Below are 18,400 nucleotides of genomic sequence, written 5' to 3'. Positions count from 1 at the left end.
TTATATGGAATATTATAATTTCGTTAGAAAGAAGAGAAAATTAAAAAGCAAGACTCCTGTAGAATACAGAAATCTTGCTTTAATGAAAGTAGCTTAATAAAAAGTTCAACTTTTTGGGTTCACTACAGACTTTAATCTCAGCTTTTTTTATGTAGGTTTTCATAGATTTGTTTAAATTGTTGTTCAGATTTGCTATTTGTTTTTGGATTGTAATATTGTTTATGCTTTAAAGTGTCCGGTAAATATTGTTGTTTAACAAAGCCGTTTTCGTAATTATGTGGGTACAAATAACCTACACCATGACCAAGTGATTTTGCCCCTTGATAGTGACTGTCTTTTAAATGCTTTGGAATAGCTCCAATTTTACCAGCTTTAACATCTGAAAGTGCAGCGTCTATTGCAGAAATACCGCTATTGGATTTAGGGGATAAACATAATTCGATGACTGCTTGAGATAATGGGATTCTTGCTTCTGGAAAACCTAATCTTTCTGCAGCTTCAATTGCTGCTAAAGTTCTCATGCCAGCAGAAGGTGAAGCTAGTCCAATATCTTCATAGCTGATGACTAGTAGCCTTCTAGTAATAGATACTAAATCCCCACCCGCAATGAGTCTAGCTAAGTAATGAAGGGCTGCATCTACATCGCTACCTCGAATGGATTTTTGGAATGCACTCATAATATCGTAATGCATATCTCCATCTTTATCGAATTGAAATGTAGCACGTTGTAAGCAATCTTTTGCATCTTGTAAAGTAATGTGAATAGTTTTTTTGTTTGAAGATAATACGGCGAGTTCTAATGCATTTAAACTACTTCTGATGTCGCCACTTGATGCTTGCACGAAATGATTAAGTGCATCATCGTCTATGTTAATATCGTAATTCCCTAAACCATTTTCTTCGTCGTTTATAGCTCTTGTTAATGCAATTTTAATTTCATCGTCATTGAGTGGTTTCAATTCAAAGATTTGTGCCCTACTTCTAATTGCAGGATTAATGGCATGATATGGATTACTTGTCGTTGCACCAATTAATATAATTCGACCATTTTCTAAATGTGGTAACAAAAAGTCTTGCTTACCTTTATCTAATCGATGTATTTCATCTAATAGTAAAATGACTTGTCCACTCATTTTTGCTTCTTCAGCAATCAATTGTAAATCTTTTTTTGAATCTGTAACTGCATTTAATTGTCTAAATTTTGTTGCAGTCGATCCAGCTATTGCTGTTGCGATACTCGTTTTACCAATACCAGGCGGACCATAAAGTATCATTGAGGACAATCGCTTTGCTTGTACCATGCGTCTAATGATGCCATTTTCACCTACTAAATGTGTTTGACCGATAATGTCATCAATCGTCTTTGGTCGCATTCTATATGCTAAAGGTTCCAAATTATCACTCCTATCATATAAAGTGTACATGATTTTAAGTAAAATGTGATAAAATAAATCCGAGTAAAGGAGAAGTAAATATGAAAATTTCTACAAAAGGGCGATATGGACTCACGTTAATGATTTCTTTAGCAAAACGATATGAATGCGGTCCAACTTCACTAAAATCCATTGCAGAAGAAAATGATTTGAGTGACTTATATTTAGAGCAATTAGTAGGTCCATTACGAAATGCTGGATTAATTAAAAGTGTTAGAGGTGCTAGAGGCGGCTACATGCTTGTTAAGCATCCATCTGAAATTACTGCTGGCGATGTAATCCGATTATTAGAAGGACCGATTACACCAGTTGAAGGCATTGAAGAAGAACCACCTGCACAAAAGCAACTTTGGATGGACATACGTGATGCTGTAAAGAAAGTACTTGATGAAACAACACTTGAAAACTTAATGAATTATAAAGAAACAAGTGAAATGGCAGGGTATATGTTCTATATCTAAGGAGGTAATTATAATTATTGAAAAATTAAAACTTCAAGATAAAGAAGTGTATGTACTCAATCAGCCGGATGATTATACTATTTTTGAACAATCTCAAAAGCAATTAGTAGGTCATCATAATGCTATTTTTATATTTGTAAATACGATGGTAGAATTTAAATCTCAAGTTATGAAAGTTATTGACGGCAATCATTTAAATATTGAGGGTATACTTTATATTGCATATCCTAAAAAAGGCAATAAAAAGTATGATACTTTTGTGCATCGAGATGAAATATTTGAATCTTTAGGGGTTAATAAAAAGGGGTATATACGAGATTCAATGTTTAAATTTAATCGCATGGTTTCGTTGGATGAAGTATTTACAGTTGTCGGATTAAAACATATGAAGGCAAAAAAACAATCGACTAGGAAAAGTCAATCTGTAAACGATTATATTGAAATGATTCCAAATGTTGAAGAGGCTTTAAAACGAGAAGCTGATTTACTTGAGTTTTATAAGGAATTGACACCAGGTTATAAAAATGAATGGGCACGTTATATATATAGTGCTAAGCAAGAGAAGACGGTTGTAAAGAGAATAGAAGAAATGAAAATGATTTTTAATGCTGGCTATAAAACAAAAGATTTATACCGAGCAGCAAAAAAATAAGGTGCCAAGGCACCTTTTTTTATTGCATAATTTCTTTTAATAATTGATAACTGTAATGTTGTTTTTGTTCATCATAAATATATGAAACAACGATGAATTCATCTGCATTAAATTCTTCTTGAAAGGCTTCAATTTGTGCTTTCACACTTTCTTTTGATCCTATAAAACTTGAAGTCGTAAAGTTTAAAGCGAGCTGTTTTTCCATTGGACTCCAAATGGCTTCTAAATCTTCAACGGGTTCTGATAATGGTTGTCTAGAATTTCTAATGACCGATAAAAACATTTGATACATTGAATGTGATAAAAGTTCAGCTTCTTCATCTGTATCTGCAACAATTGCATTTGTTCCGACCATAACATATGGTTTATCTAAATATTTAGAAGGTGTAAATAAGTTGCGATAAATTTGAATGGCATCTTTCATTTGTTGTGGTGCAAAATGAGATGCAAACGCATAAGGTAAACCAAGTCTTGCCGCAAGATGGGCTGAATCTGTTGATGAACCAAGAACTACTATTGGAACATTTGTATCAACACCTGGAAATGCTTTTACATGGCCTTGTTCATGTTCTGGCCCAAAATAATGTAGTAATTGCTCAATATCTTTAGGGAAAGAATATACACCATCGTGTTTATCACGTCTTAATGCAGAAGCGGTAAACATATCTGTGCCAGGTGCACGCCCTAATCCTAAACTTACTCGATCAGGGTATATTGTCGCTAAAGTACCAAATTGTTCTGCAACAATTAATGGTGCATGGTTTGGCAACATAATCCCCCCAGAACCGACTTCTATTTGGTTAGTATGTTGTAGAACATGGCTCATAAGCAATACTGTAGCTGAACTCACTAAATTTTGAGCATTATGGTGCTCAGCAATCCAATATCTTTTATATCCCAATTGTTCAGCATGTTGTGCTAAACGCGTCATCTGGTCAACTGCTTCTTTAGCGTTTGAATGTGCTCGTATTGGTACTAAGTTTAATATGGAAATGGGAATGTTTAATTTTGACATTTTCAAATCTCCTTTATATGCTTGTAGCGTTAGTGTAGCATTCCTTATGAAAAAGCAATATTATTTTGCTTGTTGATTAAAAATAATTAATTTTTATAGTTATAAATATAAGATAAGTTTTTTCCATAGTCTTTTTTTTATTTTGGTGCTATTATAGAATATTGAAATCGTATGAAGGGATGTTCTAATATGAAAATTTATGCGGATTATGCTGCAACAACACCAGTTGACACACAAGTCATTGAAAGTATGATGGAAGTTTATCAAAAGCATTACGGTAATGCTTCTTCAATTCATAATATAGGAAGAGATGCTAGAAGTATCTTAGATGCGTCTCGTATGAGCATCGCAAAGTTATTAAATGTTCAACCTAAAGAAATTATATTTACAAGTGGCGCTACAGAATCTAACAATTTAGCAATTAAAGGTGTAGCATATCAAAATCAGCATAAAGGTAAGCACTTGATTACGACTAAAATAGAACATCATTCTGTGCTCCATGTCTTTCAACAACTTGAAAAAGAAGGCTTTGAAGTTACTTATTTAGATGTTGATTCAAATGGCATTGTACAAATAGAAACCTTAAAATCAGCATTACGTGAAGATACTATATTAGTTTCAATTATGTTTGGTAATAACGAAGTGGGTTCTATTCAACCTATTGATGAAATAGCATCCATTTTAAACAATCACAAAGCTATTTTTCATACTGATGGTGTACAAACAGTGGGTCATTTACAATTAGATTTAAAGGCTTTAGGTGTAGACTTATTTACAATTACGGCACATAAATTTTATGGACCTAAAGGTGTCGGTTTATTGTATGTGAAAGAGAAAACGCCAATTCAATATCAGCAATTAGGTGGTTCTCAAGAGACGAAACGTAGAGCAGGTACTGAAAATATTCCTTTAATTAAAGGAATGCAAGTGGCATTAGAATTGGCTCAAAAAGATTTGGATGATAGAAATGTTAAAATGATGAATTTAAAAAGTGAATTGATTCATCGATTACAAGAAAAAATGATTCCTTTTGAAATTAATGGAGATATGAATCAATCATTATCTCATATCATTAATATTCACTTCCCGTTTAGTGATGTTGAAATCATGTTAACGATACTTGATATGAACGGTGTATATGTCTCTAGTGGTTCAGCATGTACTGCAGGCAGTATTGAACCGAGTCATGTTCTAAGTGCTATGTATGGAAATGATATCAGAACAAAACAATCAATAAGAATTAGTTTAAGTCATTTAATGACTAATGAATCCATTGATTATATTGTTTCTCAAATAGAATCTATTTATCAAAATGCAATGAAGGAAGGGTAAATATGAGTAATGACAAAATTAAAGTAGTCGTCGGTATGTCAGGTGGTGTGGATAGTTCTGTAACTGCTTTATTACTTAAACAACAAGGTTACGATGTGATTGGTATATTTATGAAAAACTGGGACGACACTGATGAATTTGGTGTTTGTACAGCAACGGAAGATTATGAAGATGTAATTCGAGTTTGTAATCAAATCGGTATCCCTTATTATGCTGTAAACTTTGAAAAAGAATATTGGGATAAAGTATTTACATACTTTTTAGATGAATATAAAAAAGGCCGTACGCCTAATCCAGACGTGATGTGTAATAAGGAAATAAAATTTAAAGCATTTTTAGAGCATGCATTAAAGCTTGGTGCAGATTATGTCGCAACGGGACACTATGCACAAGTACGTCGAAATGACGATGGCACTGTTGAAATGCTTCGCGGTGTCGATAACAATAAAGACCAAACCTATTTCTTGAATCAATTAACTCATGAACAATTACAAAAAGTAATGTTTCCATTAGGGCACTTGCAAAAACCTGAAGTTAGAAAAATCGCATTAGAAAATGATTTAGCGACAGCTAAAAAGAAAGATTCAACAGGTATTTGTTTTATTGGAGAGCGAAATTTTAAAGAGTTTTTAAGCGGCTACTTACCAGCGAATAATGGGAAGATGACGACATTAGATGGCAAAGTTATGGGTGAACATGCTGGATTAATGTATTATACAATTGGACAACGTCATGGTCTTGGTATTGGTGGCGACGGAGATCCTTGGTTTGTTGTTGGTAAAAATTTAAAAGAAAATATTTTATACGTGGAACAAGGATTTGATCATGAAGCATTATATAGTAACTACTTAATCGCATCTGATTACTCATTTGTGAATGAAATGGATTTATCAAGCCCAGTTAAAGCAACGGCTAAATTTAGATATCGTCAAAAAGACACAGGCGTTACGATTGAGAAAATTGGTGAAAATCAATTAAAAGTGACTTACGATGAACCTGTGCGTGCAATTACGCCTGGACAAGCGGTCGTATTTTATCAAGATGAAGTTTGTTTAGGTGGTGCTACAATTGATGAAGTATATAAAACAACAGGTAAATTATCATATGTGGTAACAGATGCATAGTTAGGGATAGGGAATGATTTTTTCCCTATCTCTAATTTTTTTTGTTATAATTTTTAAAAGCGGAGGTTATTATGAACGAATCACAATTAATGAAATTAATCGAAGAAAAACAATATGAAGCGGCTTTAAAATTATTATTTGAAGCTATCGAAACATCACCTAACGATGTCACTCATTATATCAATGCTGGTACAATCCTTGCAGATGCGAATCAAACTGAAGAAGCTGAACGCTTCTTTCAAAAAGCCATTACTGTAAATCCAAATCATGGTGGTGCATATTATGGATTGGCAAATTTATATTTTAATGCCTCAAGATTTGAAGAAGCCATTAAACTATATCAAAAAGCAATTGAAAATCATTTAGATGATGCAGATACGTATTATATGCTAGGTATGAGCTTTGTCAGCTTATCTTCAAATCAAGAAGCCTTGCCATATTTAATGCGTGCAAAAGAATTGAACCCACATGATGAAGAAATTCTTTTTCAATATGGTTTAGTATTATGTCAAATACAAATGTTTGAAGAAGCAATTGCTACTTTTAAAGAATTGCTTCAACGTAATCCAGAGCATACAGATGCACTTTATAACTTGGCACTCGCACAGTTTATGTTAGATGAAGATTTTGACCAAGCGATTGCCAGTTTTGAGAAAATCGTTGCCATTCAACCTGACCATTTACTCGCAGGACATGCAATTAACAATTTTAAAGCGATGAAGGAGGAGTAATCTTGGAGAATATGTCTTTATTTGATCAATCCTATATTATTGGCGAAGTAACGCGTATATTATTTCAAAATGAAGATAATTTTTATACTGTACTTAAAACAGATGTATTTGAATCAAATGAAGACTTCCAAGATGAAGCAACGGTTACAGGTTATTTACCTCAAATTGTAGAAGGTGATACATATACATTTAAAGGTAAAGTAACAAATCATCCGAAATATGGCATGCAATTACAAGTTGAAACGTTTGAAAAAGAAATGCCTCAATCAAAGGATGGTATCATTCAATATTTATCCAGTGACATATTTAAAGGCATCGGAAAAAAAACTGCGAAACAAATTGTAGAATGTCTTGGTGATGATGCATTAAATATCATTTTGCAAGATAAAGCGGTTTTAAAACAAGTGCCTAAATTATCAGATGAAAAAATCGATGTTGTTTATAATGGCATTGTAGAAAATCAAATGATTGAAAAAATTATGATCAAATTGAATGAATTGGGATTTGGTGCACAGCTTGCAATGAAAATTTATCAATTCTATAAAGAAGAAACGCTAAGCGTCGTTGAACAATCTCCATTTAAATTAGTGATGGATATTGAAGGAATAGGTTTTAGTAAAGCCGATGAACTTGCAAGAAAAATAGGCATTGATGAAAATCATCCTGAAAGGTTAAAGGCAGGTTTAATGTATTCACTTGAACAAGCCTCATTACAAAATGGTCATACTTATATTCCAGAACAAGTTTTACTTCAAACGACTTATGAATTGTTAACGAAACACCAAACTATCAATCCTGATTTACTTGTACAAGCACTGCTTGAGTTGTCAGAAGATAAACGCGTTGTGAATCATGAGAAAAATATATACATCCCAAGTTTATTTTATTCAGAATCAAAGGCAGTACAAATTTTACATCGCTTATTAAACCACGGTGATAAGTTGAAAACATTTGAGAAGTCAGAAGTATTACTAACGATTGGTGCTATTGAAGAAATGTTCAATGTGACCTATGCACCGCTTCAAAGAGAAGCGTTAGAAACTGCTTTGAATCATAAAATTATGATATTAACGGGTGGTCCTGGCACAGGAAAAACGACCGTTATTAATGGTATTGTGAATTTATATGCGGAGCTACACGGATTAAGTTTGAATTATGATGATTATGATGACCAATTTCCAATCGCGTTATGTGCACCTACTGGACGTGCATCAAAAAGATTGAGTGAATCCACTGGATTAGAGGCAACGACCATTCATAGGTTGATCGGTTGGACTCGAGAAAATAAACCGGATGATGTATTGGAAAATGAAATTGAAGCCAAATTAATCATTATCGATGAAATGTCTATGGTTGATACTTGGCTTATGTTTCAGTTATTAAGGGCCATTCCTAATGATGCGCAGATTATATTTGTCGGTGATCAAGATCAATTGCCATCAGTCGGTCCAGGTCAAGTTTTTAAAGATCTTATTGATTCGAAAATTTTTCCTCAAATTGAATTACAAGAGGTTTATAGACAACAAGAAGGTTCATCCATTATTGAACTGGCCCACCAAATTAAACGCAACGAACCATTTGACATTACTAAAAGATACAATGACCGATCATTTATTCCTTGTTCAAACGATCAAGTAGGAGATGTCATTGAAAAAATCGTCAAAAAAGCGGTAGAACGTGGGTATGATAAACGAGATATTCAAGTATTGGCCCCGATATATAAGGGAACAGCAGGGATTCGTAATTTGAATAAAATACTCCAAAATATTCTTAATCCTAAAAATGAGAAACAAGATGATTTAGTCTTTGGAGATGTGCTTTATCGTAAAGGTGACAAAGTATTACAATTGGTCAATAGACCTGAAGATGGTGTGTTTAACGGGGATATTGGTGAAATTACTGATATTTTAAAGGCGCATGAAGCGGTAAGTGGTAAAGAAACAGTAGTTGTTGACTATGATGATACGATTGTCAATTATACAAAGCAAGATTTAATGGAACTTACCCATGCTTATTGCTGTTCGATTCATAAGGCGCAAGGTTCAGAATTTCCTATTGTCATTATGCCAATTGTGAATCAATATTATCGAATGTTGCAAAAAAATATACTCTATACAGGATTAACAAGAGCGAGCCAGTCTCTCATGTTTATTGGAGATGTTAATGCATTTAATAATGGTATAAAGCTTGAAGGAAATGCAAGGTTTACAACGTTTTATCAATTTTTAGTAGATTATTTCAATGTGAATCAAACGCCAGTAGAAAAGGCCGTGGAGCATGTACTAGAAAACGATAAATCTTCACAAACATCAAATACGATTAAAGAGTTTAAACAAGAAATACCAATTGGTCAGCTTACGGAAGAGAATATGATTTATATCGATCCTATGATAAATATGCAGGGGATTACGCCATTTGATTTCGAAACGGTTGACGCATAAATTATTTTTTCATATAATTTATATAATGATTTAAAGAGGAGTAAGACGAATTCATTTGTAGAGACACATTGGTTGGTGGAAAATGTGATGATGCAGTCTGAACGCTACTTTATCTTAATAATGAAATAACTTTAAAGCGATGACTTTTGTCATAACTAGGGTGGTACCGCGAACACGTTCGTCCCTTTTTGGGGGTATGAACGTGTTTTTTTATTAATTTTATTCTAAATTTAAAGGAGATTATCAATGAAACGATTAACAGCTGCTGAAATAAGACAAATGTATTTAGACTTCTTTGTAGAAAAAGGACATATGGTTGAACCAAGTCAACCATTAGTACCAATAGATGATGATACTTTATTATGGATCAACTCTGGGGTTGCGACATTAAAAAAATATTTTGATGGTCGCGTTATTCCGAAAAATCCAAGAATTACAAATGCTCAAAAATCTATTCGTACAAATGATATTGAAAACGTAGGATTTACCGCACGCCACCATACATTCTTTGAAATGTTAGGTAACTTCTCAATTGGAGATTACTTCAAAAAAGAAGCGATAATTTTTGCATGGGAATTCTTAACGAGTGAAAAGTGGATGGCCATTGAACCTGAAAAATTATACGTTACAATCCATCCTGAAGATACAGAAGCATATGATTTATGGGTAAATGAGATTGGATTAACTGATGACAGAATTACTCGTATTGAAGGGAACTTCTGGGATATTGGTGAAGGGCCAAGTGGGCCAAATACAGAAATTTTCTATGATCGTGGTGAAAGCTACGGCAAAGATGATCCAGCTGAAGAAATGTATCCAGGTGGAGAAAATGAACGCTATTTAGAAGTTTGGAACTTAGTATTCTCTGAATTTAACCATAATCCAGATCACACGTATTCTCCACTTCCAAAACAAAATATAGATACTGGAATGGGACTTGAACGTATGGCGTCCATTTCACAAGATGTTCCGACGAACTTTGACACAGATTTATTCATGCCTATTATTGAAGCTACTGAACGCATTTCAGGTAAATCATATCGTTCAAATAATGAAGATGATGTTGTATTCAAAGTTATTGCTGACCATATAAGAACAGTAAGTTTTGCAATCGGTGATGGCGCTTTACCTTCAAATGAAGGTAGAGGCTATGTACTACGTCGTTTATTACGTCGTGCAGTTCGTTTTGCACAAAAGATTAACATCGATAAACCATTCATGTTTGAATTGGTAGACATTGTAGCTGAAATAATGAAACCTTATTACCCAGATGTGAATAACAATAAAGACTTTATTAAACGTGTTATTAAATCAGAAGAAGAACGTTTCCATGAAACATTAGAAGAAGGATTAGTTCATTTTAACGCATTAAAAGATGCAGCTTTAACTTCTGATAAACGATTAAAAGGCGAAGATGTGTTCAAATTGTATGACACATTTGGTTTCCCTGTAGAATTAACAGAAGAATTAGCAGAGGAAAATGGTATTTCAGTAGATAAAGAAGGTTTTGAAGTTGCAATGGAAGCGCAACGTACACGCGCTCGTGAATCTCGCGTTAAAACACAAAGTATGCAAGTTCAAAATGAAGTGCTTTCTAACATTAAAACTAAGAGCCAATTTGTTGGATATGAAACATTAACAGCGGATACAATTTTGACAGACATTATTGTAGATGGTGAATTGGTAGAACATTTTGAAGGAGAAGCGGACATTCAGTTTATTTTAGAAACAACACCATTCTATGCAACGAGCGGTGGTCAAGTTGCTGATATTGGATTAGTTAAATCTGAAGCATTTGAAATTGAAGTCACAGAAGTCTCTAAAGCACCAAATGGTCAAAATTTACATACTGGTAAATTGAAGTTCGGTCGTGTTACTAAAGGTGCAACTGTTTCAGCTGAAGTAGATGCAAACTTTAGAACATTTGTTATCAAAAACCATTCAGCAACACATTTATTACATCAAGCGCTTAAAGATGTGTTAGGAACACATGTCAACCAAGCAGGTTCATTAGTGACACCTGAACGCTTAAGATTTGATTTTTCTCATTTCGGACCAGTTACAAATGATGAATTAGAAAAAATCGAGCGTATTGTAAATGAAAAAGTATGGGCAAACATTCCTGTTGAAATCAATGAAATGAACATTAATGATGCAAAAGCAAAAGGTGCGATGGCATTATTCGGTGAGAAATATGGAGAAGTTGTTCGTGTTGTTGAAATGAGTGATTATTCAATCGAATTATGTGGTGGTGTACATGTTAAAAATACATCTGAAATTGGTCTATTTAAAATTGTTTCTGAATCAGGTACTGGTGCTGGTGTAAGACGTATTGAAGCTGTTACAAGTAAAGCGGCATTCGAATATTTATCTACATTTGAATCATTAGCTGATCAAACAAAAGAAGTTTTAAAAGTAAAACAAGTAGAAAACATCGTGTCTAAAGCTTCAGAAATTGTAGCTTTAACAAAACAATATGAAAAACAAATTGCAGATTTACAAAAAGAAATTGCAGAATTAAAAACAGGTGATATTACAGAACTCGTTAAAGAAATTAACGGTTACAAAGTGTTATCATTAGAAGTTTCTGCATCTGATAATAAAGTATTAAGAGAAATGATGGATGATTATAAATCTAAATTACAAGATGCAGTAATATTCTTAATTGCTAAAGGTGAAAAATTGAGTTATATGGCATCAGTACCTAAGTCATTAACGGATAAAGTAAAAGCGGGAGACATGATTAAAGGTGTAGCAAGCGTTACAGGTGGTAAAGGCGGCGGAAGACCTGATTCAGCTCAAGGTGGCGCGCAAGATGTATCAAAAGTACAAGATGCAATAGAATTTATTAATTCATATTTTAATACATTGTAAAATAAGTTTTATTTATAGTATGATATAATTGTCAAAATACAAAGGGAGTGACACAGTGGAAAATTTTGATAAAACAATGAAATTCAACTTTGAAGAGTTGCCAAAAGAAGAAGCTAGAACCGTTTTATTAAATGTGTATAATACACTTGAAGAACGTGGATATAGTCCAATTAATCAGATTGTAGGATATTTATTATCTGGTGATCCGGCATATATTCCAAGACATAATGATGCAAGAAACCAAATTAGAAGACTTGATCGCGATGATATCATGGAACAACTTGTTACGAGCTACATCAATCAAGAGAAGAAATCTGAATGAAAAAAGTCATTGGATTAGATGTGGGTTCAAAAACGATTGGTGTTGCGATAAGTGACGCTTTTGGTTGGACAGCACAAGGATTAACAACATTAAGGATTGATGAGAGTAAAGGAGACTATGGTTTAGAAGCGCTCAAAGAAATCATTAAAGAACATCAAATTGGCACTGCCGTCATTGGCCTACCTAAAAATATGAATAATACGATTGGACTTTCGGGTGAAGCGTCTTTGTATTTTAGTGAAGTGTTAAAAAAAGAAGTTCCAGAGCTAGAAATAGTGATGTGGGATGAACGTTTATCTACTGTTGGTGCTGAGCGTACTTTGTTAGAAGCAGACGTTTCTAGAAAAAAAAGAAAGCAAGTCATTGATAAAATGGCAGCAGTATTTATTTTACAAGGTTATTTAAATTCAAAATAAGGGTGATATATATGACAGAGAACAATGAATTTGTACAAGAAAATGAAGCAACATTAGACATTAATAATGAAGAGGAATTATTAACGTTATTTGATGAAGAAGGTAATGAAGTTTTATACAGAAAAGTATTAGAATTTTACAACCCACAATTTGAAAAATCATATGTTATCTTAGCTGAAGAAGGCGCAGATGATGAAGATGAAATCGAATTAATTCCAATGATCAACGAACCAAATGAAAATGGTGATGGAGGTAAATTCTTACCTGTCGAAACTGATGAAGAATGGGATATGATTGAAGAAATCGTAAATACTAATTTTGAAGAAGAAGTGGAATAAGTTATATGAGTCGAAGAAATAAAGAAATCAAAGATTCAAAAAAGTTTGCTCGACTCTTATCTAGTATCATTATTGGTTTGATTGTGGTTATTGGGTTGTTTGTAGCAGTTGGAGGATTTTTATACTTCAATGCTGCAAAACAGCCACTTGATAAGCACGATAAATCTACAACACAAATAGAAGTTGTACCTGGCGAAAGTGCCTCGATGATTGGCGATAAATTAGAGCAAAAGAAAATTATTAAGAGTAGTACGATGTTTAAGTACTATTTAAAGTTTAATAACATTTCAAATTTTCAAGCGGGTAATTACGAGTTTTCACCATCAATGAATTTTGATCAAATTGCAAAAAGTTTGCAAAAAGGTGAAGTTTATATGCCAGTGGCATTTAAATTGAATGTCCCTGAAGGTGTTACGATGGATCAAATTGCATCTATTGTAAGTAGTAAAACAGATATTCAAAAAGAATCATTTTTAAATACTGTTAATGATCCTGCATTTATCAAAAAAATGCAAAAAAAACATCCGAAATTAATAACAGATGATGTATTTAATCCAGATATTAAAGTGCCTTTAGAAGGTTATTTATTCCCAGCAACTTATGATTTTTCTGAAAAACACCCTTCTATTGACGAGATTGTTGATAAAATGTTATCAGCAACTGAAACTAATGCGTTTCCATTATGGGATAAATATGGTGGTATAGTAATAAAAGAACAGGGCGAAGAAAAGCGTCTATCATTCCATCAATTTTTAACTTTTAGTTCATTAGTTGAAAGAGAAGCATCTGGTTTAACAGACCGTTCTAAAATTGCTTCAGTGTTTATTAACCGTATGGCAGAAAATCCTGAAATGCCATTACAAACGGATCCTACTGTATTGTATGCACTTGGAAGACACAAAAAAGTGACTTATGAAGCGGATTTAAAAGTTGAATCACCATATAATACATATATTCATAAAGGATTGCCACCAGGGCCAATAGCAACTAGTGGTAAAGAAAGTATGGAGAGTGTATTAAATCCAGCAAAGACGGATTATTTATTCTTCCTTGCTGATAGTAACGGTAAGAATTATTTCTCTAAAACTTTAGATGAACATGAAAAATTAAAAGATAAATACATTGATAGTAAACAACAATAAAATTGGTTATTTAATAACCAATTTTATTTATTTCTTATCAAATCATGAAAAATATGATAAAATATCATGAAAATAACGAATGCCAGCCGAATGGTTGGTATTTTTGTGATTAAAGGAAAAAATAATGATAAAAGAATCAAATTATGTGAGTGAACTCAATCCAAAAAATGAAATTGATACGTTAATTGAGTACGCAACAACTGAAGCAGTTCCAATTATGGATAAGATTTCTGTTGAATTTGTTAAACAATTGTTAAGAATCCATAATGCTCATAATGTACTTGAAATAGGTACGGCAATAGGATACAGTGCCTTACATTTTGCGAGTGTTCATCCAAATATACAAATCACAACAATAGAGCGTAATGAATTAATGTATCAACAAGCAAAAAAAAATATACAAGATTTTAACAAGCAACATCAAATTAATCTCGTTTTTAAAGATGCTTTAGAAGCATTTGACGAAGTTAACCATCAAATATATGATGTATTATTTATTGATGCTGCAAAAGCACAATCAAAAAAGTTCTTTGAATTATACAGTCCATTAGTTAGAACTGGTGGCTTAATCATTACAGACAATATTTTATACCACGATTTTGTTGGAAACATTGAAATAGTGAGAAGTCGTAATGTCAAACAAATGGTAAGAAAAATAGAGAAATACAACACATGGTTAAGTGAAAATACGGATTATCAAACAAACTTTATTGATATCGGTGATGGTATGAGTATTTCAATTAAACTTAAAGGAGAATAAAATGACTGAATTATTAGTAACACCAAAATCAGTACAACATATTAAACAACTCATTGATGCTGGTGCAGATGCATTTGTTATTGGTGAACAACAATTTGGATTAAGACTTGCTGGTGAGTTTAATCGTGTTGATTTAAAAGAAGCTGTTGAATTGATCCGTTCACATGGGAAAAAAGCATATGTAGCTGTAAATGGTCTATTCCATAATGAGCATTTAGAAGCAGTAGAAAATTATATGGATTATTTACATGAATTAAAAGTGGATGCCATTATTTTCGGAGATCCTGCGATTGTTATGTATGAAAGAGAAAGAGGTAATACAATTCCATTAATTTGGAACCAAGAAACAGTGGTGACAAATCATTTCCAATGTAATTATTGGGGTGAACGTGGCGCAACACGAGCAGTACTTGCAAGAGAGTTATCGCTTGAAGAGGCACTTGAAATTAAAGCAAACAGCAATGTAGAGATTGAAGTTCAAGCGCATGGCATGACATGTATGTTCCAATCAAAGCGTAAATTATTAGGAAATTACTATATGTACCAAGAAAAAGTTATGAAGATTGAGAATCGTAAAGAAGCAGAAAATATGCTTTTATATGATGAAGAACGTAATAATAAATATCCAATTTTTGAAGATTTTAATGGTACGCATATTATGAGTCCTAATGATATTTGTATTATTGAAGAATTAGAGGAATTGCTGAATGCAGGCATCGATTCATTAAAAATAGATGGCGTATTACATAGCGAAGAGTACATCACAACTGTGACGAAAGCATATCGAAAAGCGATTGATTTATTTAGCGAAGATCCAGATTTATATGATGATGCTAAATTTGATTTATTAGATATGATCGAAGAAATACAACCTGAATATCGTCCTTTAGATCAAGGATTTTTATTCAAACAAACTGTTTATTAAGGTGGTTTATATGGTAACCGAGATGAAAACGATATTAAAAAAACCCGAACTATTGGCACCAGCTGGTAATTTAGAAAAATTAAAGATTGCGGTACATTATGGTGCTGATGCTGTATTTCTTGGTGGACAAGAGTACGGATTACGTTCAAATGCTGATAATTTTACGATAGAAGAAATTAAAGAAGGTGTAGATTTTGCAAACCGCTACGGTGCAAAAATTTATGTCACAACAAATATTATTGCACATGATGAAAATATTGATGGTTTAGAAGAATATTTAATGGCTTTAGAGAGTACTGGTGCAACAGGAATCATCGTTGCAGATCCATTAATTATTGAAACATGTAAACGCGTGGCACCAAGGTTAGAAATCCATTTATCAACACAACAATCATTATCAAATGTGAAGGCTGTTGAATACTGGAAATCAGAAGGGTTAGAACGTGTCGTTTTAGCTCGAGAAACAAGTGCTGAAGAAATTAAAGAAATGAAAGAAAAAGTGGATATTGAAATTGAAGCATTTATTCATGGAGCGATGTGTATAGCATATTCTGGTCGTTGTACATTAAGTAACCATATGACAGCGCGTGACTCAAACCGCGGTGGATGTTGTCAAAGTTGTAGATGGGACTATGATTTATTAACAGTTGAACCTGATGGTGATTTAGATGTGGCATATGATGGAGATGTAACGCCATTTGCTATGAGCCCTAAAGATTTAAAATTAATTGAATCTATCCCTAAAATGATTGACATTGGTGTGGATTCATTAAAAATTGAAGGACGTATGAAATCTATCCACTATATAGCGACAGTTGTTTCTGTTTATCGAAAAGTGATTGATGCATATTGTGCTGACCCTGAAAACTTTAAAATAGATCCAGCTTGGTTAGTAGAGCTTGATAAATGTGCGAATCGTGATACAGCACCTGCATTTTTTGAAGGTGTGCCTGGCTTTGAAGAGCAAATGTTTGGCCATGAGCAATCTAAAAAAACGCCTTTTGATTTCTGTGGTTTAGTGTTAGACTATTCTGAAGAAACACAAATGGCAACGATTCAACAAAGAAATAATTTCAAACCAGGACAAGAAATTGAGTTCTTTGGTCCTGAAATTGAAAACTTTACTCAAATTGTTGGAGAAATTTTTGATGAAGAAGGTGTCAGCTTAGATGCTGCAAGACATCCATTACAAATTGTCCAAATTAAAGTTGATCATCCAGTGTTTAAAAACAACATGATGCGAAAGGAATTAAACTAATGTCAAAAACGACGATTATTGGTATTGCTGGTGGTTCAGGTTCTGGTAAGACGTCAGTTACTTCTAAGATTTTAAAAAATTTAGAAGGATATTCTGTCGCTTTAATTGAGCAAGATTATTATTATAAAGACCAATCTCACTTAAGTTTTGAAGAAAGACTTAAAACCAATTATGACCATCCTCTTGCTTTTGATAATGACTTATTAATTCAAAATTTATTAGATTTAAGAGATGGTAAAACTGTAAAAGTACCAACTTATGATTATACAATGCATACAAGAAGCGAGAAAACGATTACATTTGAACCAAAAGATGTTATTATAGTAGAAGGCATTTTTGCATTAGAGAACGAAGCATTGAGAGATTTAATGGATGTTAAGATATATGTAGATACAGATGCTGATTTAAGAATTTTAAGACGCTTAGTTCGAGATATTGAAGAACGTGGTCGTACGATGGAGTCTGTCATTAGTCAATATTTATCAGTTGTTAGACCAATGCATAATCAATTTATTGAACCAACAAAAAGATATGCAGATATTATTATTCCAGAAGGCGGAAGTAATACAGTCGCAATTGATATTATGACAACAAAGATTCAATCATTAGTGAATACGAATCAATAAATAATGTTTAAAGCCTATAAATAAGGATAAATTAAAAAAATAAATATTGAAAAATGGAAAGTAGGATTAATAATGGAATTACAAAAAGAATACCCTATGACACAAGAAGGGTTCCAAAAATTAGAACAAGAATTAGAACATTTAAAAACAGTTCGTCGACCAGAAGTTGTAGAAAAAATCAAAGTTGCACGTAGTTTTGGTGACTTATCTGAGAACTCTGAATATGATGCTGCTAAAGATGAACAAGGTTTCGTTGAACAAGAAATCACTAAAATTGAAATGATGTTACGTCATGCAGTGATTATTGAAGATGATGGAAAGAAAAATGAAGTGCAATTAGGTAGAACAGTAACATTTACTGAAATTCCTGGTGGTGAGGAAGAAGCTTATAAAATCGTAGGATCAGCAGAAGCAGATCCATTTGAAGGGAAAATTTCAAATGAATCTCCAATTGCAAAAGCTTTATTAGGTAAAAAAGTAAACGATGAAATTAACGTACCTTTACCAAATGGTAATGAAATGCGTGTGAAAATTATTTCTATCGACTAAT

At 32.9% G+C, this 18,400-nt stretch carries 19 protein-coding genes; 17 read left to right on the top strand and 2 right to left on the bottom strand.

Annotated features, from left to right (window positions below; all coding sequences use genetic code 11):
- The first annotated feature begins 4 nt into the window (after positions 1-4).
- Positions 5-97, top strand: coding sequence for an IS3 family transposase (locus tag ER639_RS12550; RefSeq protein WP_368665656.1), 93 nt, complete (start codon positions 5-7; stop codon positions 95-97).
- A gap of 40 nt (positions 98-137) precedes the next feature.
- Here the strand turns inward: ER639_RS12550 and ER639_RS03695 are convergent, their stop codons facing one another.
- Positions 138-1,424: a replication-associated recombination protein A gene (locus tag ER639_RS03695; RefSeq protein WP_129064402.1), complete on the bottom strand. Its 1,287-nt coding sequence runs from the start codon at positions 1,422-1,424 to the stop codon at positions 138-140.
- Positions 1,425-1,474: 50 nt separating this feature from the next.
- On the opposite strand from ER639_RS03695, the gene cymR reads away from it, so the two are divergent.
- Both cymR and ER639_RS03685 read left to right on the top strand, forming a co-directional pair.
- Positions 1,475-1,894, top strand: a complete 420-nt coding sequence (gene cymR, locus ER639_RS03690) for a cysteine metabolism transcriptional regulator CymR (RefSeq protein WP_129064401.1) — start codon at positions 1,475-1,477, stop codon at positions 1,892-1,894.
- Positions 1,863-2,546, top strand: a complete 684-nt coding sequence (locus ER639_RS03685; RefSeq protein ID WP_240663982.1) for a YdeI/OmpD-associated family protein — start codon at positions 1,863-1,865, stop codon at positions 2,544-2,546. The genes cymR and ER639_RS03685 overlap by 32 nt, the downstream gene beginning before the upstream one ends.
- A gap of 19 nt (positions 2,547-2,565) precedes the next feature.
- On the opposite strand, the gene ER639_RS03680 is transcribed toward ER639_RS03685, so the two are convergent.
- Positions 2,566-3,561, bottom strand: a complete 996-nt coding sequence (locus tag ER639_RS03680; RefSeq protein WP_129064400.1) for an LLM class flavin-dependent oxidoreductase — start codon at positions 3,559-3,561, stop codon at positions 2,566-2,568.
- A 189-nt stretch (positions 3,562-3,750) separates the two neighbouring features.
- Between ER639_RS03680 and ER639_RS03675 the strand changes: the two genes are divergently transcribed.
- The 14 genes from ER639_RS03675 to greA all read left to right on the top strand — a co-directional run bounded on the left by ER639_RS03675 (position 3,751) and on the right by greA (position 18,399).
- Positions 3,751-4,893 (top strand): cysteine desulfurase family protein, encoded by a 1,143-nt coding sequence (locus tag ER639_RS03675; protein WP_129064399.1) that lies wholly within the window; start codon positions 3,751-3,753, stop codon positions 4,891-4,893.
- Positions 4,894-4,895: 2 nt separating this feature from the next.
- On the top strand, positions 4,896-6,017 hold the full coding sequence (gene mnmA, locus ER639_RS03670; RefSeq protein ID WP_129064398.1) for a tRNA 2-thiouridine(34) synthase MnmA: 1,122 nt from the start codon (positions 4,896-4,898) through the stop codon (positions 6,015-6,017).
- A gap of 71 nt (positions 6,018-6,088) precedes the next feature.
- A complete protein-coding gene (locus tag ER639_RS03665) occupies positions 6,089-6,748 on the top strand; it encodes a tetratricopeptide repeat protein (protein WP_129064397.1) in 660 nt (219 codons plus the stop codon).
- A 2-nt stretch (positions 6,749-6,750) separates the two neighbouring features.
- Positions 6,751-9,189 (top strand): SF1B family DNA helicase RecD2, encoded by a 2,439-nt coding sequence (gene recD2, locus ER639_RS03660; RefSeq protein ID WP_129064396.1) that lies wholly within the window; start codon positions 6,751-6,753, stop codon positions 9,187-9,189.
- 246 nt (positions 9,190-9,435) lie between these two features.
- The gene (alaS, locus tag ER639_RS03655; RefSeq protein ID WP_129064395.1) at positions 9,436-12,063 is read left to right on the top strand and encodes an alanine--tRNA ligase; all 2,628 of its coding nucleotides are present in this window, start codon (positions 9,436-9,438) and stop codon (positions 12,061-12,063) included.
- A gap of 55 nt (positions 12,064-12,118) precedes the next feature.
- Positions 12,119-12,385, top strand: coding sequence for an IreB family regulatory phosphoprotein (locus tag ER639_RS03650; protein WP_129064394.1), 267 nt, complete (start codon positions 12,119-12,121; stop codon positions 12,383-12,385).
- On the top strand, positions 12,382-12,801 hold the full coding sequence (ruvX, locus tag ER639_RS03645) for a Holliday junction resolvase RuvX (RefSeq protein WP_129064393.1): 420 nt from the start codon (positions 12,382-12,384) through the stop codon (positions 12,799-12,801). The genes ER639_RS03650 and ruvX overlap by 4 nt, the downstream gene beginning before the upstream one ends.
- 11 nt (positions 12,802-12,812) lie before the next feature.
- Positions 12,813-13,139, top strand: coding sequence for a DUF1292 domain-containing protein (locus ER639_RS03640; protein WP_129064392.1), 327 nt, complete (start codon positions 12,813-12,815; stop codon positions 13,137-13,139).
- 5 nt (positions 13,140-13,144) lie between these two features.
- Positions 13,145-14,281, top strand: coding sequence for an endolytic transglycosylase MltG (gene mltG, locus ER639_RS03635; protein ID WP_129064391.1), 1,137 nt, complete (start codon positions 13,145-13,147; stop codon positions 14,279-14,281).
- A 124-nt stretch (positions 14,282-14,405) separates the two neighbouring features.
- A complete protein-coding gene (locus tag ER639_RS03630; RefSeq protein WP_129064390.1) occupies positions 14,406-15,041 on the top strand; it encodes an O-methyltransferase in 636 nt (211 codons plus the stop codon).
- 1 nt (position 15,042) lies between these two features.
- Positions 15,043-15,966 carry a peptidase U32 family protein gene (locus tag ER639_RS03625; RefSeq protein ID WP_129064389.1) on the top strand — a complete coding sequence of 308 codons (924 nt, stop codon included), beginning with the start codon at positions 15,043-15,045 and terminating at the stop codon, positions 15,964-15,966.
- A 10-nt stretch (positions 15,967-15,976) separates the two neighbouring features.
- A complete protein-coding gene (locus ER639_RS03620; RefSeq protein WP_129064388.1) occupies positions 15,977-17,224 on the top strand; it encodes a peptidase U32 family protein in 1,248 nt (415 codons plus the stop codon).
- On the top strand, positions 17,224-17,850 hold the full coding sequence (gene udk, locus ER639_RS03615; RefSeq protein ID WP_129064387.1) for a uridine kinase: 627 nt from the start codon (positions 17,224-17,226) through the stop codon (positions 17,848-17,850). Before ER639_RS03620 ends, udk begins: the two co-directional genes overlap by 1 nt.
- 72 nt (positions 17,851-17,922) lie before the next feature.
- On the top strand, positions 17,923-18,399 hold the full coding sequence (greA, locus tag ER639_RS03610) for a transcription elongation factor GreA (protein WP_129064386.1): 477 nt from the start codon (positions 17,923-17,925) through the stop codon (positions 18,397-18,399).
- The last annotated feature ends 1 nt before the right edge of the window (position 18,400 follow it).

Origin of the sequence: Macrococcus sp. DPC7161 (genome assembly GCF_004117835.1) — a bacterium.
GTDB lineage: Bacteria > Bacillota > Bacilli > Staphylococcales > Staphylococcaceae > SDSC01.
The sequence above is the reverse complement of the archived record's forward strand: the minus strand, read 5'-3'. Positions and strand labels throughout refer to the sequence as shown.